At 46.2% G+C, this 23,784-nt stretch carries 21 protein-coding genes, 1 pseudogene and 1 riboswitch; of the genes and pseudogenes, 3 read left to right on the forward strand and 19 right to left on the reverse strand.

Annotation, left to right across the window (positions count from 1 at the left end):
• Positions 1-181 precede the first annotated feature (181 nt).
• Complete coding sequence (locus MHI25_RS25645; RefSeq protein WP_340394573.1) at positions 182-1,249, forward strand: glycosyltransferase family 4 protein; 1,068 nt, start codon at positions 182-184, stop codon at positions 1,247-1,249.
• A gap of 73 nt (positions 1,250-1,322) precedes the next feature.
• Here MHI25_RS25645 and MHI25_RS25650 read toward each other — a convergent pair whose 3' ends face one another.
• Genes MHI25_RS25650 through wecB form a run of 8 tightly spaced genes read right to left on the reverse strand, consistent with a single transcriptional unit; the run spans position 1,323 to position 8,284 of the window.
• Complete coding sequence (locus MHI25_RS25650) at positions 1,323-2,363, reverse strand: glycosyltransferase family 4 protein (RefSeq protein WP_076130425.1); 1,041 nt, start codon at positions 2,361-2,363, stop codon at positions 1,323-1,325.
• Positions 2,360-3,082 carry a glycosyltransferase gene (locus MHI25_RS25655; RefSeq protein ID WP_076130426.1) on the reverse strand — a complete coding sequence of 241 codons (723 nt, stop codon included), beginning with the start codon at positions 3,080-3,082 and terminating at the stop codon, positions 2,360-2,362. Before MHI25_RS25655 ends, MHI25_RS25650 begins: the two co-directional genes overlap by 4 nt.
• 33 nt (positions 3,083-3,115) lie before the next feature.
• Complete coding sequence (locus tag MHI25_RS25660; protein WP_076141519.1) at positions 3,116-3,691, reverse strand: class I SAM-dependent methyltransferase; 576 nt, start codon at positions 3,689-3,691, stop codon at positions 3,116-3,118.
• A gap of 5 nt (positions 3,692-3,696) precedes the next feature.
• Positions 3,697-4,413, reverse strand: a complete 717-nt coding sequence (locus MHI25_RS25665; protein WP_076130428.1) for a glycosyltransferase — start codon at positions 4,411-4,413, stop codon at positions 3,697-3,699.
• Entirely contained in the window at positions 4,410-5,381 is a 972-nt protein-coding gene (locus tag MHI25_RS25670) for an NAD-dependent epimerase/dehydratase family protein (protein WP_312151672.1), read from the reverse strand. Before MHI25_RS25670 ends, MHI25_RS25665 begins: the two co-directional genes overlap by 4 nt.
• The gene (locus MHI25_RS25675; RefSeq protein WP_340394574.1) at positions 5,378-6,217 is read right to left on the reverse strand and encodes an SDR family oxidoreductase; all 840 of its coding nucleotides are present in this window, start codon (positions 6,215-6,217) and stop codon (positions 5,378-5,380) included. Before MHI25_RS25675 ends, MHI25_RS25670 begins: the two co-directional genes overlap by 4 nt.
• Entirely contained in the window at positions 6,214-7,200 is a 987-nt protein-coding gene (locus MHI25_RS25680) for a polysaccharide biosynthesis protein (protein ID WP_036679704.1), read from the reverse strand. Before MHI25_RS25680 ends, MHI25_RS25675 begins: the two co-directional genes overlap by 4 nt.
• The gene (wecB, locus tag MHI25_RS25685) at positions 7,190-8,284 is read right to left on the reverse strand and encodes a UDP-N-acetylglucosamine 2-epimerase (non-hydrolyzing) (protein ID WP_076103696.1); all 1,095 of its coding nucleotides are present in this window, start codon (positions 8,282-8,284) and stop codon (positions 7,190-7,192) included. The genes MHI25_RS25680 and wecB overlap by 11 nt, the downstream gene beginning before the upstream one ends.
• A 36-nt stretch (positions 8,285-8,320) precedes the next feature.
• Here wecB and MHI25_RS25690 point away from each other — a divergent pair, with 36 nt between their 5' ends.
• Entirely contained in the window at positions 8,321-8,728 is a 408-nt protein-coding gene (locus MHI25_RS25690) for a hypothetical protein (protein ID WP_340394575.1), read from the forward strand.
• A gap of 258 nt (positions 8,729-8,986) precedes the next feature.
• Here the strand turns inward: MHI25_RS25690 and MHI25_RS25695 are convergent, their stop codons facing one another.
• From MHI25_RS25695 to MHI25_RS25710, 4 genes are all read right to left on the reverse strand, one after another.
• Positions 8,987-10,459: a glycosyltransferase family 4 protein gene (locus MHI25_RS25695; protein ID WP_340394576.1), complete on the reverse strand. Its 1,473-nt coding sequence runs from the start codon at positions 10,457-10,459 to the stop codon at positions 8,987-8,989.
• A gap of 171 nt (positions 10,460-10,630) precedes the next feature.
• Complete coding sequence (locus tag MHI25_RS25700) at positions 10,631-10,801, reverse strand: hypothetical protein (RefSeq protein WP_175619029.1); 171 nt, start codon at positions 10,799-10,801, stop codon at positions 10,631-10,633.
• A 53-nt stretch (positions 10,802-10,854) separates the two neighbouring features.
• Positions 10,855-11,970 carry a glycosyltransferase gene (locus MHI25_RS25705; protein ID WP_076134266.1) on the reverse strand — a complete coding sequence of 372 codons (1,116 nt, stop codon included), beginning with the start codon at positions 11,968-11,970 and terminating at the stop codon, positions 10,855-10,857.
• Between the two features lie 54 nt (positions 11,971-12,024).
• The gene (locus tag MHI25_RS25710; protein WP_076098583.1) at positions 12,025-13,125 is read right to left on the reverse strand and encodes a DUF3880 domain-containing protein; all 1,101 of its coding nucleotides are present in this window, start codon (positions 13,123-13,125) and stop codon (positions 12,025-12,027) included.
• A gap of 253 nt (positions 13,126-13,378) precedes the next feature.
• On the opposite strand from MHI25_RS25710, the gene MHI25_RS25715 reads away from it, so the two are divergent.
• The gene (locus MHI25_RS25715) at positions 13,379-14,131 is read left to right on the forward strand and encodes an AAA family ATPase (RefSeq protein ID WP_340394577.1); all 753 of its coding nucleotides are present in this window, start codon (positions 13,379-13,381) and stop codon (positions 14,129-14,131) included.
• A 316-nt stretch (positions 14,132-14,447) separates the two neighbouring features.
• Here the strand turns inward: MHI25_RS25715 and MHI25_RS25720 are convergent, their stop codons facing one another.
• The 7 genes and pseudogenes from MHI25_RS25720 to MHI25_RS25750 all read right to left on the reverse strand — a co-directional run bounded on the left by MHI25_RS25720 (position 14,448) and on the right by MHI25_RS25750 (position 23,402).
• Entirely contained in the window at positions 14,448-15,362 is a 915-nt protein-coding gene (locus MHI25_RS25720) for a phosphotransferase (RefSeq protein ID WP_339809270.1), read from the reverse strand.
• A gap of 77 nt (positions 15,363-15,439) precedes the next feature.
• Positions 15,440-16,372 (reverse strand): annotated as a pseudogene (locus tag MHI25_RS25725) (IS1595 family transposase); the annotation flags it as partial.
• A gap of 287 nt (positions 16,373-16,659) precedes the next feature.
• Entirely contained in the window at positions 16,660-18,075 is a 1,416-nt protein-coding gene (locus MHI25_RS25730) for a hypothetical protein (protein ID WP_076302431.1), read from the reverse strand.
• Positions 18,076-18,083: 8 nt separating this feature from the next.
• The gene (locus MHI25_RS25735; RefSeq protein WP_340394578.1) at positions 18,084-19,982 is read right to left on the reverse strand and encodes an LTA synthase family protein; all 1,899 of its coding nucleotides are present in this window, start codon (positions 19,980-19,982) and stop codon (positions 18,084-18,086) included.
• Positions 19,983-20,188: 206 nt separating this feature from the next.
• Positions 20,189-21,352 (reverse strand): hypothetical protein, encoded by a 1,164-nt coding sequence (locus tag MHI25_RS25740; RefSeq protein ID WP_340394579.1) that lies wholly within the window; start codon positions 21,350-21,352, stop codon positions 20,189-20,191.
• Complete coding sequence (locus MHI25_RS25745; protein ID WP_076272754.1) at positions 21,352-21,924, reverse strand: RNA polymerase sigma factor; 573 nt, start codon at positions 21,922-21,924, stop codon at positions 21,352-21,354. The genes MHI25_RS25740 and MHI25_RS25745 overlap by 1 nt, the downstream gene beginning before the upstream one ends.
• Positions 21,925-22,064: 140 nt before the next feature.
• Positions 22,065-23,402, reverse strand: a complete 1,338-nt coding sequence (locus tag MHI25_RS25750; protein ID WP_076130441.1) for a 5'-deoxyadenosine deaminase — start codon at positions 23,400-23,402, stop codon at positions 22,065-22,067.
• A gap of 70 nt (positions 23,403-23,472) precedes the next feature.
• Positions 23,473-23,571: riboswitch (purine riboswitch) on the reverse strand.
• Positions 23,572-23,784 lie beyond the last annotated feature (213 nt).

A 23,784-nucleotide genomic window follows, 5' to 3' on the forward strand; every position in this document is an offset into this window, starting at 1 on the left:
ATGTTGTATGTGTGCAGTGTACGATCGTTAGGATGACCTTCTGAAGAACAAGCTATCCTGAAAGGATTTGGAACTATGCCGCTTTGACCGTCACCCGCGAGTGCAGATCGGCGTATCTTATAAACAGTAAGCCATATCTCAACAAGTCGGTATTACTCCGCAAAAGTCAGGAGGCTTGTGCATGAAAGTTCTATTTACGTTTTATGTACCGAGTGGCGGGGTGGAGACATTAAATAAGCTGCGATGTGAAAGTCTCCAGCGAAGTGGGATCGAATGCCATGTTTTATATCTAATGCCGGGTTCAGGCCAGAATACGACCAATTTTCCGGTATTTGTCTCATCTTCAGATGAAGAAATTAAAAATTTGCTGGAGACCCATAATTACGATGCCATTATTGTTACATCTGATTATTTATTACTGAAACGTCTGCGTGAACTCGGTTACCGCGGTATTATGATATACGAATCTCAAGGCCTTGGAAAACGCAGTCATGCGGAAACTCTGATCAGAGATGCCGTCCCTTATTTACGTTCTTATTGTAATGCGGTACTAATCCCGCCAACCGATCATTTATTGGAGCTGTTTATTGAAATCTGTCCCTGGCTGCATCGTTATGTAATTCCGAATATTGTTGATGTCCAGTCCTTTCAGCATATCCCTGCTGAACCTCCCGCTAATCCGGTTATCGCTTGGGTAGGCCGGCTAGAGAGCAATAAAAATTGGCAGGAATATTTGAGAATCGCCCATGATATTCGCCTTTATAAACCAGATATTCATTTGTGGATGTTCCATGATCCTAATTTAGCCGCAGAGGATCAGAAACAATCCTTTCAGGAGGAGCTACACGCCCTAGGGCTGAATGATCGTCTAAGTACTTTTACCAATATTCCTAATCATGTAATGCCGATTTATTATTCCTCGATCGCTAATTCTGGTGGATTCCTGTTAGCCACCTCCATTACAGAAGGATTTGGATACGCTGTTGCCGAAGCGATTTGCTGCACTTGTCCAGTACTTAGTACAGATTCCGATGGTGTCAGATCCTTTATTGTTCATAATGTCACGGGTAAATTTTACCCGCTTGGCAATATTCCAACTGCTGTCAACGAAGGACTGGAGCTTATGAACAATATTCCTCTGCGAGAGGGTCTCCGCCAGCAAGGAAGAGGATATATGGTCTCACGCTTCGGAACTGAGAAGTATGCGCAGTCTTTTCGTGAAATGATGAATTCTTATGCCATCTTCTAACCGAAATCATGCAAAAAAACCTTCAAGCCACTTCTCACGTGGTATTGAAGGTTTTTTATATTTTAGGGGTATATTATAAAGAGTTCCGTGATACGATCTCAAACAACGCATTCTGAAACAATTGTGTGCTTTTTTCCCAAGTGAAACGTTGTGAATCCTGTTCACCCCTACGAGCAAGCCGCTGGCGCAAATCAGGGTCTTTGATCAAGGTTATAATATCATCCGCAAGCCGATTCTCAAACCGGTAAGACATTAAGCAGTTGTGGCCATGCCTGCCATATTCCATATTCCCACCGGAGTAAACAGTAACGAGTGCTGCTCCACAACGCATAGCCTCGATGCCTGGTAGCGATCCCGTATCATACGTACTTGAGCTTACAAAAATATCGCTCTCACTATAATGGTAACAAAGCTCAGTATCATTTGCAGGAGTCCTTATATGATATCGTTCGTCCGCTAATAAAGTTTGCAGGGTAGTCGACTCAGCAAATTCACCAGGAGGAATGATCAAATAAAGTTCAACTTCTGGATGAAGTCTTCTGACCCGATTTAACTGTTCAAGCAAATAGTCTTGTTCACGATGGCCTGAGAATCCACCCTCTGGCTTTCGCATAACCGCGGAAACTACAAGCTTATTTTCAGGTTCACGAATGTTCAAATTTCTAAAAACAGGATTCACACCAATGGGCACGATTGTCCCCTTAATGCCATGATTCTTCTGGACGATTTCTTGCTGCCAGCGGGAAAGTACGAGCAGATTGCTAGTTAAACTATAAGATGCAAAAGAGCGGCTATTGTCAGGTAAAAAAGTGGGCTCGTAGCAAAGTGCTAAGCGAATATGAATCCCTTTCCCCTCATTACTTGCCTGCTGCGATACCTCGACTGTGGTATAAAAGTTGGAGACAATCACGTCTCCCACTGGAAAATCATTGGCCGTTAATTCACCATCTGCCGCATAACGCAATTCACAATTCATCTCGTATTCAACGACACCATCGCTGGGTAGGAGAATCGTAATTTCATGACCCATTTCTGACAGACGATTAGCCAGTTCTGCCAGCATCCGTTGTGCTCCGCCCCTAGATAGAGTTAGAACAGGAAATATTAACTTCATTCCCCTCTCTCCTTTAGCAGCAGATGCGATAGAACCCCGTGATGTTTTGCTTGTACCAGTTCTATCTCTCTTTTCTGCGCCTCACTATGAATCACTGAACCCATCTCTTGATGCACTCGATAATCAAGCTGCGGATGCTCAATATAAGACCAGCTAAAATGCGGTAAAATACGCAGCCATAAATCATAGTCTTGAGTATATAACAACATTTCATCGAACGTTCCTACAGCACGAAATATATCCATATGAAGAAGAACTGTACTCCCATTCACCGGACAACCCAACATCATAGTCTCAATAAAATGGGCTCTGCTGCTAAAAAGCATACTTACCGTATCTGAGATCCGTTCTCCCTGCTCATTTATATAATAATAGGCTGTATAGTTAAACAAAGTACCCGTACTTTTGAGCTTTTCTATTTGGTTTTTGATTTTATCCGGGTGAAATTGATCATCTGCACTGAGCCAGGCAAAATACGTTCCGGTAGCCACTTCTATCCCTTTGTTCAAAGCAGAAGCCGTCCCTCCATTACTCTTTTGTATATAAATGATTCTGTCACGGAAGGGGGCCAACTTCTCCAGCCATAGGGTAGAACCGTCATCGACTACAATAAGTTCTATATTCGGATAGCTTTGATCCAAGACACTTTGGATGGCGAGATCCACATACGAACAGTTATAAAATGGGATGATCACCGATACTTTAGGTTCTTCACTCATACGCGCTCACCTCCTTCACCCGGAGCTCAACTTTTATACTGTTTTACAAGCAAGCAGGGCATCTACTGGTGCATGGCCCTCCCCGAATGCTTCACGAAACGATGGGTTTTGGGCATGATGGAAACCTTTAAGTACCGTTACCTCATACCCAAGTGCAATAAAATCCTCCGGCTCCCATCCGCTCCGATGCTTTTGAAAATACTCTCCCTGCAAATGATAATGATCCATACCCTCCTGTGGAAAAAAGCCCCGAGGGGTAAATACAACTACTCGGTTATTGGCGATTCTTTCGGCCATCCCTAGCAGAGTCTTCGCTTCATTTTTATTAAAGTGCTCTATTGAATCAATAAAGGTAACCGCTGAAAATGTTTTGGGGAGGAATAATTTATCCATATGACTGGCATCTGCATGTACCGGAATAATATGAGGTGACTTATATTGACGATGCAGCAGGTACGGCCTGTGAATTTCTAATCCAAGCACTACTGCGGCTTCATATCGTTCAAGCAGGGTACCGGTGCCGCTGCCGATATCCAGAATACTCTGGCAGAATTTCAACTGTTCCAGTAAGACTGGCAGAAAGTCATTCACTTCAATTTCCCGGTACATTACCTTCAGCCCCCCATAGAAGAAATCAAGTGCTGCAGCGAATTCTTGTAGCGGGCATTGGTCGCAGCTGCCTCTGCCATAATTACATCAAAATATTTGATCGTTCCCATGCCCTCATGCGTCCGGTAAGCTGTGAGGGATTGATTCAACATCACCGGTGGATATCCGTTCAGAATGGCGCGGAACCATAAGTCATAATCATGGGTGTAAGGAAGTGATTCATCAAAAAGCCCGATGGCTCCAAATACCTCTCGTTTAAACATCACCGTACAGCCATTAATGGGATTACCGTGTAAAAAACAACGTAAGTAATCCAGGTGACTAGGAAACAATGGCGCAGCATTCAGCTGAACCAGCTGCGATTGAGCGTTAATATAATTAAAGTTGGTATAGGAGATTAACAAGTGGTTCTGCTCCATGAACAGAACCTGATTGTTGATCTTATCCCGATAAAATAAATCATCCGAGCTAAGCCAGACCACATAGTCACCCGTTGCATTCAATATGCCGTGATTCAGTGCGGAGGCGGTTCCCCCATTGCCTTTGCCCAAATAATGAATTCGGGAAAGATACGGTGTAATTAGATTGCTATGGGCATGCGAGCCGTCATCGACAACAATGATTTCGTAAGGTTCCCAAGACTGGGAGAACGCACTTTGCAGGGCGTGCTCAATATAAGGACAATTATAAAAAGGAATCACTACCGAAACCTTCGGTCTCATAACAACCTCCCCTCCCCGCTAACTCGGTAATAATTCAAAATATCCATTAACGATTGGTTAAGCCCAATTTCCGGAAGCCAGCCCAGTGAAGTCACATCAGCCTCAGGGGTTGATGCTTCTGAATGAACCTGCTTATCTGCAGTGGCTGCGATCTCTGAAATAGCCCGTTCAGCATCTGCAGGTCCCCAGTCCATTGGCACTGGACCTACAGAATGACTGAGCAACTGCTCCGCGATCTCCCCGAGTTCCCGCTGCTTCCCCGAATCGATGCGATAGATGGTTCCATTTGTACCTTTACGCAAAATGTAATCATAAGCTCTAACGGCATCTCTTACATCTAAAAAATCACGCAGCGCATAACGAGAAGAGAGCTTAAATGGAGGTATTTCCTCTTCTGGCTGGCCTTCACTTCGGACAATGTGCTGTGCTAATAAAGAGCAGAAGCCGGTGGAAGGACCGGGACCAATCAGATTACAGGGCTCAGCCAGCAGAACCGGCTGTTTAAATAAGGTGCCCCAAGCGAGGGACACCAGCTCTTCTATTGTTTTGCTAAGACTGTACGGGTGTGGTGGCCCAGCCACCACACCCGGTTTGAACTTAAGTCTGGAGCCAGCCACTAGAATCCGACTGCTCGGCAGGCTTCGCATGGCCTCCAGTAAATATAAGGTGGCCATCACATTGGTCTCCATATAAAGCAAGGGATTAAGCCATGACTCGGGTACGGAGTTCTTCCCAGCCAAATGAAGGACAGCGTCCGGTGTAGTTTGCTTGATCATCTCAGCTACTGCTTTCCGGTCACTTAAATCACAAATATATATCTTTACTCCTTCTGGAAAAAGAGTGGAGGCAGCTGTCGATTGCGGCCGCAATACAGCGATAACCTCAGCCCCTCCTGCCGAAAATAATCGAACGGCATGTTGCCCGGTAAATCCACCGGCTCCGGTAATCAGAAGTCTTTGACCTGTCATAAATACATCTCTGACTGTTTCATCCAGTCAGCCAGTTCCTGCAGCATTAAAGGATATGAAGGCAGCGGCAAGAGGACATCCGCTCTTGTATTCACTAGTGTACGATCCTGAATATGTTCATCCTCAGGGATGATCTCCACATTTTCTTTATGAAAAGCCGCCTGAATATGCTGAAGCAGCTCATATTTACTTACCGGCTCTGGATGCGCTAAATGGATTAGCCCCGATACGGGGGAATCCAGCATTACATCCACTGCTTTGGCTAATTGGAGCGTTGTGACCCCGTTCCACATCACCCGCCGGTATCCTGAAACTTTACCACTCTGCGCCAGGAACCAATCCATCAGACCAATACCGCCTGAGCGGATTTCGGGACCAATAATGGAAGTGCGAATCGTAAGATGCCCGGGTTTTTGCACCTCACCGAGACTTTTCGAAATTGCATATACAGAGGTTCCATCAGGAGCATCCTCTTCGGTGTACCCTCCGCGTGTTCCTTCGAACACGCAGTCGGTACTGATATGAATGAGCCTTGCCTGAACATCCTCCGCCTTTCGCCACAAGTGATGAGGGAGAAAGCCATTCACGTGGTAAGCCCCAATTTTGTCACGCTCCGCGAATTGATTGAGAACCCCCATTGCATTGATAATGCAATGAGGGGAAACGATATCGACCAGCTTCTCAACTCCGGCTATATCGTTCGCATCTACATACAGCCCGCCAAGATCGCTCTTATCCCGGGTTGTATGGAAGACGTGATGCTTGCCCTGGTGGCGAAAATAATCCGCCAGCATATGCCCCGCCATACCGTTTCCACCTAGGATAAGCAGCTTCATTGCAGGAACCCTCCCCGGATCAAGATGCTTTTGATCTCTTCCCGATCCATCAGATTCGTCTCTGAACTGAAGCTATTGAAAGAGACATGAGGATAAGCGCTATAATGTGCCTTTAATTCCGGCATGTTCAGCGTAGGGAGAATTACTAGATACTGTTCATCGTAGACAACGGTAGTTAAGCTTTCGAAATCGCTCATCAAAATCTCGTGGATTTTCTCCCCCGGACGAATCCCGGTCTCGACAATACTCACATTGGACTCTCCGGAAGCTTCAATCAGCACCTCAGCAAGATCGATAATTCGGCAGGTAGGCATAGTCATGACGAAGATTTCTCCACCCAAGCTAACCTCAGAAGCTTTAAATAATAACGTAATAGCATCGCGTAGGGTAAAAAAGAAGCGGGTCATTTTCATATCCGTAATGCGTACCTGACCCTTATCCTTAATCTGCTTCATGAACAAATGCACTACGCTGCCGTTCGTTCCGAGCACATTACCTCCGCGTACAGTAACGAACCGGGTGTTTGAGCCAATCAGATTGGCATAAACGAACAATTTTTCCCCGATCGCTTTGGTCATTCCATAGAAGTTGGATGGGTTCGCAGCCTTATCGGTAGAGATGTAAATTGCTTTCTCAACGCCATTTACAATGGCAGCTTCGATCACATTTTGAGTTCCCACTACATTGGTTTTGAGTGCTTCATAAGGCTGATCTTCACAGACTGGAACATGTTTGAGCGCCGCCAGATGAAAGATATAATCAACGCCACGGCAGGCTGCAATCAGCGCATCCTTGTCACGGATATCGCCAATGATAAAGCTGAGACGTTGATCTTCAAACTCCCGGCTCATCGCCACTTGAGCGGATTCACTGCGGGAGAATACGATGATTTCCTTAGGATTTTGTGGCAGAAGTTGCCTAATCAGCTCATGCCCCCAGGAACCAGTTCCGCCTGTGACCACAATCCTTTTATTATTGAACATGCAGGTTCCCTCCAAGCAAGAATTTAACTACCTTGACCGAAACATCCGGAGTCATGTATCCTTCCGGTGCCTCCCAATCCCGATTGAGCGCCGTCATCAGCTTGACGCTGCGCAGAATACTTTTCTGATCTACACCTGAGACTACATTGCTGCCACAATCCACTGTTTCTGGACGTTCCGTCGTTCTGCGAATCGTAACTGTTGGCACTTTCATCAAGCAGCATTCCTCCTGTACAGTCCCGCTGTCGGTGATGGCACATAAGGCGTGCTGTTCCAAATAGACAAAATCAAAAAATCCGAAAGGTTCATGAAATTCAACTAGTGGGTTCATTGGAAGGGAAAATTGCTCGGTAAGTTTGGAGCGAGTGCGAGGATGAATGCTGCATATTAAACGAATTCCAAAATGCTCAGCCACTGCGTTAAGACCCGACATAATTTGTACAAGGGACTCTGGATCATCTACATTCTCAGCACGGTGGGCCGTGACTAGGAAATACTGTCCTGAGGTAAGCTTCAGCTGCTCCAGAATGTCGCTGGTCTGGATTTTGTGCTCAAAATGGGTCATGACCTCATGGATCGGATTTCCTGTTAACACGATACGCCTGCTGGGGAAACCTTCGCTGATTAGATGTCTTTTGCTCTGCTGCGTATAAGGCATATTAATGGTCGAAACGGCGTCGATGACACGGCGGTTTTTCTCTTCTGGTACTTGGAGGTCATAGCAGCGGTTGCCCGCTTCCATATGCACCACCGGAATTCCCATACGTTCAGCCAAAATCGCGCATAACGCGCTGTTCGTATCGCCCAGAAGCAAAACGCGATCTGGCTGTTCTTTTAGTAAAATACTTTCTAACCCTCCGAACATGGCGGCAAGCTGGCCGCCTAGTCCTGCTTGTTTATCCTGCAGCACATAATCCGGTGCCCGCAGTCCCAGCTCAGCAAAGAAAATGCCGCTGAGACTGGCGGTGAAGTTCTGGCCTGTATGCACCAGGATGTGCCGCTCAGCATGTTCGTCGAGAAGCGGAATGATTACACTGAGGCGAATGATTTCAGGCCTCGTGCCTAAAATCGTCATGATCTTCATGAGTTCACTCCCCTGCCTGTTTAATTATGGTCTGACTTGGCTCAGTCAGCGGACTGTGCTCTGGTTGCTGGATTGAGATCATTGAGCGGGAAATGTACCGTTCATTTGGCTCTGGTTGCTGGATTGAGCTCATTTAGCGGGATTTATACCGCTCATTGGGCTCAGATTGCTGGAATGAGCTCTTTTTGCGGGAAATGTACTGTTCATTGGGCCCAGGTTGCTGGATTGAGCTCATTTAGCGGGATTTATACCGTTCATTTGGCTCAGGTTGCTGGATTGAGCTCTTTTTGCGGGAAATGTACCGTTCATTTGGCTCAGGTTGCTGGATTGAGCTCAATGAAGGGCATTTTTGCCTCTCTTTGTGCTCAGTTAGCCGAATTCGACGCATTCGAGGGCATATATGCCTCTCTTTGCGCTCAGCTTGCCAATTTCGCTGCAATCTAGGGCAGATATGCCTCTCTTTGCGCTCATCTTGCCGAATTCGACGCATTCTAGGGCAAATATGCCTCTCTTTGCACTCGGCTAGCTGAATTCGACGAAATCTAGGGCAAATATGCCTCTCTTTGCGCTCAGCTTGCCGAATTCGACGCATTCGAGGGCAAATATGCCTCTCTTTGCGCTCAGCTTGCCGAATTCGACGCATTCGAGGGCATATATGCCTCTCTTTGCGCTTAGCTTGCCGCTTCGCTGCAATCGAGGCATTTACGCCGCGCGCCGCCGTCCACCGCGGCGGGCCCGGCGGCGCTTGCCCCCGGCAGTGCTGCGCCGCCGGGCAGAACCTTTACGCCGCTTGCGAGCAACGCGGCGCAAAACCAACGGGCGCCCGCTTCGCCGGCGCGCCCGGGCTTTGCCGCGCCGCTTGCGGGCGACGCGGCTTGGCAGGCCCTTGCTTCGCGGCGGCAAAGCCGGCGACGCTGCGGGTAAATCAGGCTGGACAGCGGGTGGTTCCACCACCACCACGCTGTCAGCCTCGCGCACCGCAGGTGCGCTGCAATAGCGGAGGTTCCACATCTCCGCAAGACCCTGCAGGCGGCTCCGATAAGCCGCCGGACCATATACGGCGTCGACGCGCTCCCGCGCTTGACTGCCTAGAGTTAACGCCAATCCCGGCTGCGCCAGCATGACGTTGACTCTTTCTGCCAGCGCGGAAATGTCCGATGCTGGCACGAGATTTTCGCCGCAGCCCGCTGCGTGCAGAATTTCCCGCAAGCCCCCAGAGTCGTAAGCGATCACGGGCTTTCCAAAAGCCATTCCTTCCAAAGCAGTCATACCGAAGCCTTCGCGGATCAGACTAGGAACCACTAGCACATCCATGGCGCAATAGGCAGATGGAAGACATTCAGCATAACCAACAAATTTAAACCGGGTGTACAGTCCCTCAAGCTTCACCTTGCGGACACAGCGCTCATAGTAGCTTTTATCGCCAGCTGACCCAATGACAACAAATTTCGAGGTTGGATGAACCGCGTGCACAAGCACAGCCATTTTCACAAAATGTTCTAGACCTTTTTCCTTGTTGATAAAAGAAGAAATATAGCCGATCAGCTGTTCATGCGGTTTAACCCGCAATTCCCGCCGCCGTTCGCTCCGAAGCTTGCTCCAAGCCTCAATCATCATCTCTTTATCATTCCAAGAGGGAGGCAGCTGGATCACTTTTTCCGCTCTCACGTCCTCTGGAAAGCAAGCTGCAGCTGTTTGTGAAATAGCTAGTATCTCATCACTATTCCGAAGAATCAGCCCTACACTAATAGGTGTATATTCATTGTCTGTTATCGTCTCTGATATTTTCCATATCACCGGAATGCCCAGTGACTTTGCAGCCATTGCTGGCAGAGCATGCACACAGGTACTTGTAATAACAAACGCCGGGCGCAGGGAATTCAGCCAGTCTGTTAATTCGTGATACTCCCTGCTTTCCTGGAATTTCTGAGCATCTGCCTCCAACCCTGCATAAGGAGTGTACATTCCATATAAAAGAGGAATCGAAAGCAACTGTACACTTATTCCACAGCTTCGAGCCTGAGAAGTCAACTTGCCGTCCTGAGGCGCAACGAGAATACAATTAAAGTACGGAGAAAGCTCCTGAGCGAAAAACAACAATAGCTTCTCCGCTCCCGTAATACTGCGTGTATTGGATACATGTGAAAAGAGGACGATTGTAGCTTTGTCAGCCATGGCGTTTCGGCGCTCCCTAACGAGGGGCCTGGAGCAGCCATTCACCTCCTTAAAAAATTTACAAACTTTGCGCTAATTTCTATCCTTCGCAGTAAAACTCTCTTTGAAAATGGTCGCTCCTGTGACTCGCAACATCGCTTCCGCTTCGCTCTAGAATCTCGTCAGTCAATTTCAATTCGCTCCCGAGCTTCGCCCCTTCACTTCCACTCTGCTCTCGAATCTAGCCAGTCGCTTCCGCTCCGCTATACAAGCCCGCTCCAGACGTTGCTTCTTTTCATCAGGCCACAGGCATAAGCTGAGGTTCGGTTCTACAGTATATCGAGGAAAAACAGATGCCGGCACGACACCTGTCCCCTGGTAAGCGCACATTTCCGTTCCATTTCCGGGCATATGACCTAGCCATAAATTACTGTTAACAGCTGGTGTATACGTTTGGTGTAGGTGTGATCCTTAAGCGTCCGTTCAAAAGCGCGCAGGGCAATCGCACGGCGTTCTTCCTCATGAGTCAGGTAATAACGGATTTTATCCATCATTTCTTGAGGGCTTGCAAAAGTCTCAATTTCTTCACCAGGTTTGTAGAAAGATCCCATATCATCTCTGGCATCCACTAATTGCAGCGTACCCGTAGCCGCGATTTCAAAAGTACGCGGATTAGGAGATACCGCCGGAATCGAAAGCGTATTGTTGTTCACTACTTCATCAATGTGCGAGCGATGGAGGTTAATGACGATTTTGGATCCGCTGTAAGCTACCGCTGTTTCCTGTGGTGACATCCACTTGCCAATCTCAATTCGATCTCCATAGAGTGCCGCCTCAGGCAGACGGTCCCACCAGATGCCGTTAATCACCGTGTTATAGTTCATCAAATCCGGAAGAATCTCACGGAAGAAATTAACCCGGTTCCAATAGGCAGAGCCAATAAAACTAACTTCGCGATTCAATGGTGAACGTGTTGTAGTTGGACGGTAATGCTCGCGGTGAGCGGCAAAAGGAAGATAATGAACTTCAGGGCAGCCAAGTCCCTTATAAAAATCAATACAATTACGCTCAAGCGTGAACACAAAATCGTAATGCGCCACAATTTTAACTGTAAAATCAGTGTAATAAGGATCATCTGTAAGCCAAATAGCTGTCTTAATCCCGCTAGCCCGAAGAACGGAGATCTGCTCAAGCGGTAAATCCATACCATCCAGCACAAGTACCAGATCCGGTCTTTGAGCGGCGGCTAACTCCACTAAGTTTTGACGCACATCTGTTATCGTGACTTGTGTGGTTAATTTTTGCAGCGCGTAGAGGACTGCATCGTCTAATGGAGAGTAGGGATATCCTTTACCAGAAGCCACATACATTACATGAATATTCCGTACAGGAAATACTTCTTCTGGCCGACCATCCAAAATCGCAAGCCGTCCCCGTAAATATCCCTCATCATATCCGCCCTTAAAACCACTCAGACGACCACGAAGCTTTTCTTCCTCTGGAGGTGTCAGTGGTAGCGGTGGTGCAGGCATAATAAATTCATTGTTGTTCATCATCATCCTCGCTCCTTTATCCCGTTATAGATTTCATACACTTGAAGCAATCACATTCAGCAAATGAGGCAAACGCGCAGTGAATGTATGGTTGCGCATGGTTGTCTGTAGTCCCCGTAAAGCGTAAATTCGGCGCTCTTTTTCATGCTTCAGATAGTACTCAATCTTCTCCTGCAATTCCTTAGCAGAGCCAAAAGTATCCAAGTCATAACCTGGCCGATAATAATTGCCCAGATCCTCACGAACATCCGTAAGCTGCATAGTACCGCAGGCACTGATCTCATAAGTACGTGGGTTGATAGAGCGTGATGGTAAACGGAAGCTATTCCGGTTATCCTGCCCCTCCTCCCACGGACGGTGAATATTAATGACTAGCTTTGCACCACTGTAATAGTTCGCAGTTTCCTCAGGCGGGATAAAGCCATTGCTAATAAAAGGGGCAAGCTGGTCATAAGTCGCAAGCCGTTCCCAGAAGCCGCCAGCGATCAGCACCTTCTTATCCTTTAGATAGGGGGCAAGTTCATCAAACAGCGCTGTCCGATTATGAAATGCATTGCCAATAAACACAATGTCGTACTTATACTGCGGTGCCGTACGGCGCGGATAGAACATCTTTGGATTGACGCAAAGCGGTAAATAATGAACGGATGGAACCCCAAAGGATTGATAAAACTCCACACAACCGAGCTCATGCGTAAAGACGTGATCATAATGCCGGCAAATCACTGAAGTATCCTCTGTAAAATAAGGATCATCCACAAACCAGATCGCAGTCCGAATGCCCAGCTTTCTGATTTCTGTAATCTGTTCTAAATGATTTTCCGGAAAAACATGCAGTCCATTCATAACCAGCACTGCCCCGGGCATCTCCCGAGCTGCGGTCTCCAGCATAGTTTCTGGAGTGCTTATCACAAGCTCACTTACAAGCTGCTGAAGCGCCTCAATTACCCCAGTATCGATTGCATGGAACCCTTGAGGAACATACATTAGCTTAAATGGCCGACAGGCTTCGACCTCTACAGTACTCCGACGCTGCACAGCCTCACACATGCCAAGACGATATCCTTCGTGATAACCGTCGCGATAATCTCGCGGACGCTTGTGTTTTCTCCTTTTCGCTTTCACGGCCTTCACCCTGCCCCGTTGTATTCTCAAGACAGTATAACTATATGCGGAGTCAGCACTCGCCTCATGGACATCTGTCATTACTAGAACTAAATTGGCAGATGTACCCTGTCTTTTGCCCGGCTTGCCCGAACCCCACCAGATTTCATCCACTCGCTGGATGCTGTTATACTATAAAGGTCTAGCTAGAGGCACTAAACTTGTCATCTCTGTCCAATCTGTCCGAAGATGATTACTTTTTGAAATTCACAAGGGGGGAACTATGAATAACACCACGTTGTATTTGCGACACGCGGAGCTGCTGCGTGATCTGGTGCCATCCTTTCAAACCTATCCATTTCATCTGCCTGCTGTTCGAACGCTGGATCGCCTGACTTTTCAAAAACCAGTGACCTTTCTTGTTGGAGAGAACGGCACAGGCAAATCAACCTTGTTAGAGGGAATTGCTGCTGCTTGGGGCTTTAACCCTGAGGGTGGAACGCTAAACTTTTCTTTTAACACTCGTTCCTCGCATTCGAATCTTTATGAGTATTTTAGAATTGCTAGAGGGGTTAGACGGCCGAAGGACGGCTTTTTTCTGCGTGCGGAGAGTTACTATAATGTGGCTTCTTATATTGATGAGTTGGATGAACAACCCGGTGGCCCACCGATCAAAGACTCCTACGGAGGCAAATCTCTGCATGAGCAGTCCCACGGAGAGTCTTTTTTAGCTACATTCGTTCACCGTTTCGACGGCCGCGGCCTTTATATCCTCGACGAGCCTGAAGCAGCGCTTTCCCCCTTACGTCAAATGTCTCTGCTGGTGCGTATGCATGAGCTGGTCGGACAGGATTCACAGTTCATTATCGCAACTCATTCCCCCATTCTGATGTCCTATCCCGGTGCTGAAATTTTTCTCTTGGAGGGGGAGGGAATACGGTCCGTCGCCTTGGAGGAAACCGAACATTATACCGTGACCAAAGCGTTTATGAACGATCGTCAAGGGATGTTGCGTGAGTTATTTGAAGATGAATAAGCATACACGACTTCGACGTCCCTTTAAGGACGGTAAGCGTTTAAGCGAGAAATATAAGGATATTTACAACATGGAACATATAAATTCTTATATTTTTGGCTATGTTTGATATTTGACCATAAGAAAACCGCCTTCGTTGAAAAGGCGGTTTATTGCTAGCTATCGTGTCCCGTTAGCGCAACGACTTACTCTGTTGAATTTCGTGTTCCTCAACATAAAGCGGCATCAGAGAAGGCGGATCGTACCTTATCGCGGCCTTTAAACGACAAAATGGTGCCGATAGCCATAGCCCCATAGCCGCAACGAAATAATAAGCCTAATCCGACAGTGCCCGCATGATGTTGGATTTCGCCTCTGCCGCAATTGCTTCATTCCCGTCATCGACCGCTTGCATTAAGATCAGTATGGGGATGTATACCGCGATTAGCCGCGCCAGCAGCTTCGTTTCCTCGTCCGCTCCTCCGTACGTTTCGAAAAACACGCCGCGAGCGTAAGGTGGTAAAAAGCTATAAGCAACGCTCAAATCGCAAGCCGGATGGCCTACGCTCAGATCGCCCCAATCAATGATGCCGGAAACGATCCCGTTCTCATTCACAAGCATATTTTTGAAATGAAGATCGCCATGTAGCAGTGCATTCACCGCCTCGACACGGTCCTTTTGCAGCCCGCTAATATACGCTTCGATCACACCGGACTCCTCCGGCGACAAGTGTTCAACCACCTTCGATAGAAAGCCCGCCAATTTCACTTTGCGCGATGCTATGTCCGTCAAGTTTCGATGATCTTGCTGAACTCCGCACTTCAGCGCCGCCTGCACCGGAAACTCATGCAATCTCCGCAAAAATTTCGCCAGCGTCTCTGCCGATAAAGCCCGGCGTTCTTCCGTCAAACCGATTGGGAAATCTCCTAGCACGTAGGCATAGCCAAGAAATGGTGCCGGGTATTCGTCACTTGCTTCGCCATAAAACAACGGTTTCGGATAGGGGATGGTTATATATGCCTCCAGCTTTGGCAGCAGCTTCCCTTCCATACGAATCGAGCCAACTGCAATCGTTCTTCTTGGAAACCGGAACACGTACTCGTCACCGATGAGAAAAACCGTATTGTCCCAGCCCCAGCCCAATCGCTTCACTTGCTTCGATGACAGCTGAGGGAATTGTCTGCCGATCAGCGTCCGCGCCTGCTCTTCGTTAACCTCCCACTCCGCATCCCATACATTCGTTCCTCCCATGAATTGTCTGCCTCCTCGTTCCTTACGTTATTTAGATGTTTACATTCCCTAAAAGTTACGCATAACTGCCCGTTAGCTTAACAAGAATAAGCAGAAAGCCGAAGTTTGGTGTTCGTGTCGGTCACAGTAAACAGGCACGATTTGACCAACATATTTTTCTTATTCGATGCGGTATTTTCATATTCCTTGCTGTCTAAGTAACGAAACCACGCCAAGTAATTCTGCAAATACTTTGTTGCAACACCATTGAAGCGATCCATCCATTTCTTCAAGCGGCTGTGGGTGCTGTTTACGTTTTGGATATGGTACACGCCTTTCACACGTTGTTTTCCGTCGGTCTTGAATCGGTAATGAGTCATGCCTTTTGAATTCGCATAGGAGCTAAATGCCCTCCATGAATCAGTGCATAACACGTTTGAGTCAGATAGATGACCACCAATCGCTTCGTCTAATTTTGTAATCCGAATACGTCCACGCCCAAGTACGCCAGAGTAAGTCATTTTCTGACGGTCACGGGCAACCAGCACGCACACTTGATCGTGGCTTATACCACGATATTTCGCTTTGCCGCCACGTTTACGTGGCTTGCGTTCGGTAATATTCCGCTTGCCCTTTTCCGAGTAAAGAAAGTAGGTCTCGTCCATTTCAACAATATCTTGAAATGCTTCGGTTGGAATCTGCTTCAGAGCGGAAAGAATCTTATGCCGCCAGTAAAACAAGGTGACATGCGTGACTTCATCGTTTAACTGCTCTGCACATTTTCTCAGAGAAAAGCCCTCAATCATGCATTCGATAAACCGAACCCACATATGAGGTCGCCTCATTCGTTGCAGAGGGGTGTTCGTAAGGTCATTGAATGTTTGGCGACAGGACTTACAACGGTAACGTTGACGTTTAACCTCTCCAGTGCGTGTTCTTACAGCCTACTTTCCAAATCGAACAACAGAATGGTTTTTGCAATGCGGGCAAACAAGTCCATCTTTATGCTTCTGCTCTTGAATTTCATCAATCGCTCGAACTGGAAGTGCCACTCCCTTGGTTCGGGACTGCAAAAAGTAGATAAGTTCTCGCTTACCATTATCGTCCAACGTATCAGCAAGCTTTTTCAGTTCCTTTAAATCCATAGGCAAATCATCTCCGAACAGTTATATCGCCCTTATTATAGAACACTTGTTCGTAATTATGAAATATCAACAACAAAGTTTAACATAGCCATATTTTAAAAAAAACAGCAGGTCTCCAAATCGGAAACTTGCTGTTTGCTTTGTGTTATTTTGTGTTTGATAGGTTCTTGAAATTAGCGTCTCGCAATCCCCGTCAGCTTGTGAACAATCCATCCAAACATGACTACAACCATCATATCGAAGCACACATTAAACAAGAATAAATGCTTACCGATGTCAGCCCTTCCGTCCCCAAGAATCGGAACCAAGAAGGAGAAAATCCCTATTAGCCCTAGCAGCATCAGCAGCTCGCCGGCAACTTTGCCACGAATATCCCTGCTGCGGAAATACTGGAACAAAGCTCCCGCAAAATACACCAGATAGAATATGGAGAGAAATCCGAGCGTGTGCGGAATATGTTTGTTTTTGAATTGGCTCCATGCACTGTAAGTATAGGATAATGCACCTGCTGGTTTATTCTCGCTTTTCTCATAGTTTCCTAGATAATACGGGCGAATCGCCATGCTGTTACTCGCAGCATATTTCATATTATCTATCAACCGGTCCGGATGCTTCAGATAGAAGAACAATACATCTTTATGAGATACACGGTCATAGAAGTCCGGAACCAGCGAAGGATCATCCTGCTTAATCACTGTATCGGTCTGAAAATAATTTGTACCCGCCAGTACCTCCAGCCGCTCCGGCAATCCGAGATCCTGCAAGTCTCCCTTCACATCCGGCGATTCGTTTAGAATCCCAAAAAACACCGTTTGATACAGATTAATATGCTTAAGATCTTTTGGCGCTGCCACATACAAAACGATGGATACAAGAAAGATGGCAATCGAAAAACGTAACGCCAACTTCCTCCATTTGCCCTCTCCGTCAAGCATCATAAACCGCAAGAAAATCAGTGCAAAGGCAATCCCAATCGGTGCATTCTGGATTTTGGAGGTGACCAGAAACAGAATCGCGATAAAAAATAAGGTTAATCCTTTAGTGGTTGGCTTCTCTTGGCTGGTTAATCTTAATCCTAATGCAAATGTCAGCAGCATAAACACCATCGACACTGGTTCTCCAAACAAGGAGTTGAAATAGGCCACATACCCGATATCGTAAAATACAAATAAGATAGCTGCTCCCAACAGCAGCCCTGTAACATAAGAGCCACGAGCATTATACTTCACCAGCAGCCAAGTTGCCGCCAGTAAAAGAAGCCCATAAACTGCACCCAGCAAACGAACATCAAAAAAGCTGCCATGGATGAGCCCGCCGATCAATCTCGGCACAAGTACTATAAAAATCTGTGAGGATGGATAAAAACCTCTAAATAAATTTTCATACGCAAAACTGGAATGACTAAAATTGAAAAACTGGTCGGCATACGATGCTCCAGTATCATAGTAGTTCAGACCGATGGTATTCATCATACGCAGAAAATCTCCGTTATCGGCAACACCAATAAATGGCCCTACGAATAGCAAATAAATAATGATACCGCAGCCGGCAAGGCCTACGAGATACTCCGGTTTCCAGAACTTTTTCATGATTCCCCCTATCTCTGTGGTAACAGCTTCACATATTCGTCGGACAAATTCATTAGCTTCAAAATATACTCATAATCAGTCTGATATTTTGTGAAATCCGATACTGGCTTAAGCGTATCCAACGACACAGCTTTACCATCAGCAAAATCTTTACCAGGCACATAGAGAATATCATCATTAAAGAAAGAACCAGAAGGCAAATAATACCGCATCCCTAACACATTACGATCAATGTTCAAGAGATCATGACCAAATGCTGTATAACCTTCTTCTTTTAAAGAAACCCCCAATAGGTTAGCTATTGTTGGAAGAATATCCAACTGTCCACCGGTTCTCTCTACTACCTTCCCTTGCTCCATTCCTGGTACATGTACAATCAATGGAATATTAAAGCGACTGATTCGGGAATCGTATGGAATCCCCAGTGCACTTTCCACTTGCTCCGGTGGCACATCCTGCGGCTGCAAGCCAAAATGATCGCCATACATCACCAGCACAGTGTTATCCCACATTCCATTTTTCTTCAAACCCTCTATTAAAGTTCCAATGGCATAATCAGTATAGTTAATAGCAGTCAAATAATCGCCAAGCATCGTGTTTTTTAACTCATCAGGCACTGAAATCTTCTTAAAAGAGTCCGGAATTTGGAAGGGATGATGGCTGGACGCCGTCACCATTTGTGCGTAGAAAGGAGTTCCTTTCTTCTGCAGCTCTGCCAATTTCTCGACACCCGTAATATAAAGCTGTTCATCGGAAGCACCAAACGCATTAAAATGATCATTGGTAAAATAATCTTTATCATAATAGCCGTTAAATCCAAGTGCAGGATATAGCTCATTCCGATTCCAAAAGCCCACTTGATTCACGTGAAAGGTGTACGCCTCATATCCTTTATCTCTCAGCAGACGTGGTAGGCTCGGCAGTTCCCTGTCCCCGAATCCAGTGGACATTGCCAAGGTCCCGATTGGATAAATCGACGTGTTGCTCATAAATTCAGCGTCAGAAGTATTGCCCGGACCAATCTGCTGGTAGACATGGGGGAAGTAAAATCCCTCATCTGCCAACTTGTTCAACACTGGAGTCAGCTCTTGACCCTTCAGGGATTGATGCAGCGGGAAGTTTTGGAAAGCTTCCATTTGGATGACAATTACATTTTTGCCCTTTTGCGAGCCAAAATACTCAGGTGCTGTGCCCGCGGCCTTACTACTATAAGGATAGGAAGCTTGTAGCTCATCAATCTTCGCGATGGTATCCTTAATATCTCCGGTTCCAATGAGATTGTTATCTTCCTTGACCTTAATTGCGGCAACGACCTCATAATTCAGGAATCCGGCACTTTCTGCCTGCACAAGCTCATTTGTAATTCCCCGCGCAGAATTGACAGAATTGGCCGATAAAGCAAAACCTCCAAGAATAGCCACCAGAATCACCATCATGTGTGCCAATCGTGTGTTCCGGGAGCTGAATCGCTCACGCCCACGCGGATAGGCTTTTCCATGCTTCCATCTGCGGATCAAGACATAGATTGCCATGATCACAAAATCAGCGAAAAATAAATAATCAATAGTCTGTATCGTTGATTCTACGCTTGCCTTCACTTGAAACACCTGATTCAGTTCATATAAAGCCAGATACGTAGGAACAGAACCAAAGTGATTGAAATATACACTGGCTGCGAACAGCAGCAGCGATAATATCCCGTTAAATGTCCAATAGACGGCTGTTCTCACCCGCGAAGGAGTAATGACCGTCAGTATCCCCATGATGAAGAGGACTGGAGCAACATCTGCTGCAATCCATTCCCAAGCAATTCTATCAAAGAACAGCACTCTCAGCAGGAGCAGCTTCAACCATAGCAGCAGGACAACAATATAGAACTGAGCTCGATTCGGCCCGTGCTTTTTCACGTTTTAATCCCCTCTTACCTTTTCATTTGTTCTGATTATGAACTCTATTCATCTTTTCTGTAAAATATCAGATTGTTCTAGTATAACAATACTTACTTTTTTTATCAAAAATGTGCACCGTTCGCTCCCACTACAAATAGGGAAATCCCACGCCTTTTCGGCTGTGGAACCTCCCTATTTAAGCCTATTATGTTATGCCTTTCAATCTAAAACTGGCTTGCTGGCAAATCCTCTTTTACCTTCCAGATCGTTAAATCACTATCATAATATACAGTGATCTCAGGACTGCCAAGCTTATGAAAGGTGAGATTCCCGGGCTCCTGATCTCTTTTAAGCAAGCTATATTCGCTCACATCAGCAACGCTAAATATCTTAGTCAGCAGAGGTGCTGCCTTCTCACGTAGGCGATCCCCATCAATTAGAGACAGCTCCCGGTCTAATACCGTTAGTTGTTTGGGATCTGTTTTATCACTAGCACGAGGATTTGTATCACTAATCTGCTCAATCCTTCTAGTAACAGTATCGAACGTAACCGAAACCTTTGATCCGTATTGCAGCGTAAGCGTATCCTGATCCTTGTCCATAGCCCGAAATACTAAACTAAGCTCTTCACCTCCGTTACCTCTCAACACCTTCAAGGCCTGTTCCCCAGCTTGACGCATCTCTTCTGATACCGCCGAGGCCTCAAGCGTGGCTGATGCGTAATCGAATTCACCATTTACAAATCCGATACGCCATTTCTCCGCCCTAAAGTTATTCTCAATTTTCACGCCAGAATGTTGTGTAACATCATATTCAACGTATCTGAGCACTTCATAAGCTGAATCATTCGCATAACCCAGTTTGCCCTTGATCTCTTCCGCACGGGTATTCATTTCAGCGTCGATCTCCGCAGCTGTCAGAATCCTACTCATCTTCGTTTGCACCAGTTCTCCTGTCTCATAATTGATCCAGATATATGCGGAGTCCTCACCTTTCTGGTAAGAGTAAAATATCTGCTGTTGCTCCTTAAGCCATTCCCGGTGATCTAGCGGATAAGTCTTTCCAAGTAAACTCTGCATCACCTGATCTGCGTTCCGCTGTAGCTCAGCCTCCGTGAAATGCGACGAAACCTCAGTTTGCGCAGGGTTGCTTGATTCATTACCGAGGAACCTTCCGTTCAGAAAGAATACACCTAAGCCCAACAATACAATAAAACTCGCCACAGCCAACAATTGCACAGGCAGTCTTTTTCCTGAGTAAGATTTCGCTCCCTGTTGATCTTCTTGAATTCGGCGAATGACGTTGTCTGCATGCCTCATAGTAAACTTTTCATTTCCAAAAGGTCCTTTTCGGGCCTGAGCATACCATTCCGGTTTATGATCCTCCATCATTCTACCCCCTTTAATTTGTTCTGAATTTTTTGCCGCGCTCGGTGCAATCTTGATTTTACCGTTCCGTGACTCAAGTTCATCAGTTCAGCTATTTCTTTTATAGAGAGTTCATATTTCAAATCCAGGACCAATATTTCGCGCAGCTTTGGAGACAATGCCATAATTAGATCCCATATCTCACCAATGGACTGATTACCCAAATACTCCATCTCCGCAGATCGGGCTACGCCAAGAGGTTCGATAGTTTTTTCCCGCTGCTTCACATCAACCGTGGACAATGGCTGTACACCACCCCATAAGCCCGAACGAAAAAAGCGCGATTTCCGGTGCGAAAAAACAGTATTCCTGGCAATCGTAAGCAACCATGCTTTAAATGAAGAATTCCCCCGGTACGTTCCAATCCTGTAATAACATTTAATGAATACTTCTTGAGCCAGATCATCGGCTTGTTCAGAATTTTTGGTAAGATAATAGATATAATTCCATATATCCTCTCCGTAACGGCTCATGATTTCTCTTAGTTGCTGTTCATTCATCGTCTCGCTGTGCTGAAGACCTTCCAGTTCCAATTAGCTTCACCTCACTTAATACGACCTCACAAAAGGCACTTTAGTTCCCTTATGTTCATATTTTCTCATAAAAAAACAGGGGGTCCAGTGATGATCCCCTGCGAATGATAAGATATCCGAATCCGAATCGACCTCTCCCCTCAAACGATCGAGGTATGCGTGAGTAATCTTTTAATAGAACGGTTAGCTTCATTTAGTACAATTTCTTTATCCACAGTCTTTAGCAAACCTCTTTCCATCACGATCTCCCCGTCGATTATCGTTGTCTCCACATCTGCCCGCGTAGCGGAATATACAATTCTAGAGATGGGATCTACGTCGTAAGAGGGGAAGGTATGAAAATTGTAGAGATTCAGGAGCACTAGATCTGCTTTTTTGCCTACCTCGATACTCCCGATCTTATCCTCCATCCCTACGGCCTTCGCCCCACCAATAGTAGCCATACGGAATACACTGCGGGCATCCATGGTTGTGGGTCCGTGATGAGGCTTTTGAATAATCGCCGCCAATCGCATCTCATTAAACATATCCAGATTGTTATTGCATGGAGCGCCATCCGCTCCCAGACTAAGAGAAACATGCTCATGAAGCATCCCTGGTGTGTCCGCAATTCCGGAGGCCAATTTCAGATTGGAACCCGGGCAATGACTTACATGCACCCCTCGATCCCGCAAAATCCGCCGCTCCTCAGCATCCAGCCACACGCAATGCGCCAGTATAAGCCGTTCATTGGCTAATCCTAGATGATCCAGATAGACGATGTTACGCATGCCAGTCATGGCCTGCACAATCTCAATTTCCCCTAAATTCTCAGACGCATGAGTATGCACCTTCACATCGTATCTTGCGGACAGATCTCGCACCTCGGTTAATAAAGGCTCTGTACAGGAAATCACAAAACGTGGAGAAAATGCATACTGAATCCGGCCGTTTCCATAACCATTCCATTTTTCCAGTAGATCGACACTTTCCTGCAAAGAAGATGCGGTATCCTCCTGCAGCGCCTCAGGCACATCTCCCCCTTTTTGATCCATCATCACCTTGCCGGACAAGGCCCGGATTCCACTTTTAGCTATAGCCTGAAACGCAAAATCCGTATGATGGACAGTCTCCATATCCACAATCGTCGTCGTGCCGCTGGTGATCAGTTCGCCGATGCCAAGCATAGCCGAATAATAAAGGGATTCTTCATCATGCGCGGCCTCTAATGGCCAGATTCGTTTGCGCAGCCAATCCATCAGCTCCAGATCGTCCCCTTTACCTCGGAATAACGTCTGGCATAAATGAATATGAGTCTGGATAAAACCCGGAATCAATGTACGGTTCGTAGCATCAATGATCTGCTCGTCGCCCTGCGGGATAAGGCCAGTGCCGATTTCAACAATGAGATCATCCTTAATCCGGACATCCCCGTGTATAATTTCCTCTTGCTTGTTCATCGTAATGATTTCGGCATTTTTGATCAAAATATTTCCCATAGCCCTTCTCCCCCTCATTGAGTTAATTCCAGCACAACTTCACGCTTGTAACACAAAAAGGCCACAAAAATATGCCTGAGCATATTTTCGTAGCCAGAAATTTACGGTTCCCGGTAGAGACCCTTAAACCAATTATTAAGGATATACGAAAAAAAGACTATTCATTTGTAATTTGAATAGTCCAATAATAATCTAAAGACAGGTTATATGTCAATATACATGACATATAAAATCGATTTCGTTTTATTAATACTGTTTCATAAAAGTGATTTAGAATTTTATGTTATGTTAAATAACATAATTCAATTTATGATCACGATTATTCTGTTTGAAGAAAATTTCGATCACGATACCCTGTACTTCGCGTCAGATTTACTGTCAG

The organism is Paenibacillus sp. FSL E2-0177, from assembly GCF_037992975.1.
Lineage (GTDB): Bacteria > Bacillota > Bacilli > Paenibacillales > Paenibacillaceae > Paenibacillus_AQ > Paenibacillus_AQ odorifer.

Bases quoted from the DNA above. Each gene is read 5' to 3' on its own strand.
- MHI25_RS25650 (WP_076130425.1), bottom strand. From the start codon at position 2,363: ATGAAGTTAATATTTCCTGTTCTAACTCTATCTAGGGGCGGAGCACAA.
- MHI25_RS25670 (WP_312151672.1), bottom strand. From the start codon at position 5,381: ATGACAGGTCAAAGACTTCTGATTACCGGAGCCGGTGGATTTACCGGG.
- MHI25_RS25660 (WP_076141519.1), bottom strand. From the start codon at position 3,691: ATGTACCGGGAAATTGAAGTGAATGACTTTCTGCCAGTCTTACTGGAA.
- MHI25_RS25730 (WP_076302431.1), bottom strand. From the start codon at position 18,075: ATGAAAAAGTTCTGGAAACCGGAGTATCTCGTAGGCCTTGCCGGCTGC.
- MHI25_RS25705 (WP_076134266.1), bottom strand. From the start codon at position 11,970: ATGCCTGCACCACCGCTACCACTGACACCTCCAGAGGAAGAAAAGCTT.
- MHI25_RS25695 (WP_340394576.1), bottom strand. From the start codon at position 10,459: ATGGCTGACAAAGCTACAATCGTCCTCTTTTCACATGTATCCAATACA.
- MHI25_RS25675 (WP_340394574.1), bottom strand. From the start codon at position 6,217: ATGAAGCTGCTTATCCTAGGTGGAAACGGTATGGCGGGGCATATGCTG.
- MHI25_RS25750 (WP_076130441.1), bottom strand. From the start codon at position 23,402: ATGGGAAATATTTTGATCAAAAATGCCGAAATCATTACGATGAACAAG.
- MHI25_RS25740 (WP_340394579.1), bottom strand. From the start codon at position 21,352: ATGGAGGATCATAAACCGGAATGGTATGCTCAGGCCCGAAAAGGACCT.
- MHI25_RS25715 (WP_340394577.1), top strand. From the start codon at position 13,379: ATGAATAACACCACGTTGTATTTGCGACACGCGGAGCTGCTGCGTGAT.
- MHI25_RS25665 (WP_076130428.1), bottom strand. From the start codon at position 4,413: ATGAGACCGAAGGTTTCGGTAGTGATTCCTTTTTATAATTGTCCTTAT.
- MHI25_RS25720 (WP_339809270.1), bottom strand. From the start codon at position 15,362: ATGGGAGGAACGAATGTATGGGATGCGGAGTGGGAGGTTAACGAAGAG.
- wecB (WP_076103696.1), bottom strand. From the start codon at position 8,284: ATGAAGATCATGACGATTTTAGGCACGAGGCCTGAAATCATTCGCCTC.
- MHI25_RS25655 (WP_076130426.1), bottom strand. From the start codon at position 3,082: ATGAGTGAAGAACCTAAAGTATCGGTGATCATCCCATTTTATAACTGT.
- MHI25_RS25680 (WP_036679704.1), bottom strand. From the start codon at position 7,200: ATGTTCAATAATAAAAGGATTGTGGTCACAGGCGGAACTGGTTCCTGG.
- MHI25_RS25645 (WP_340394573.1), top strand. From the start codon at position 182: ATGAAAGTTCTATTTACGTTTTATGTACCGAGTGGCGGGGTGGAGACA.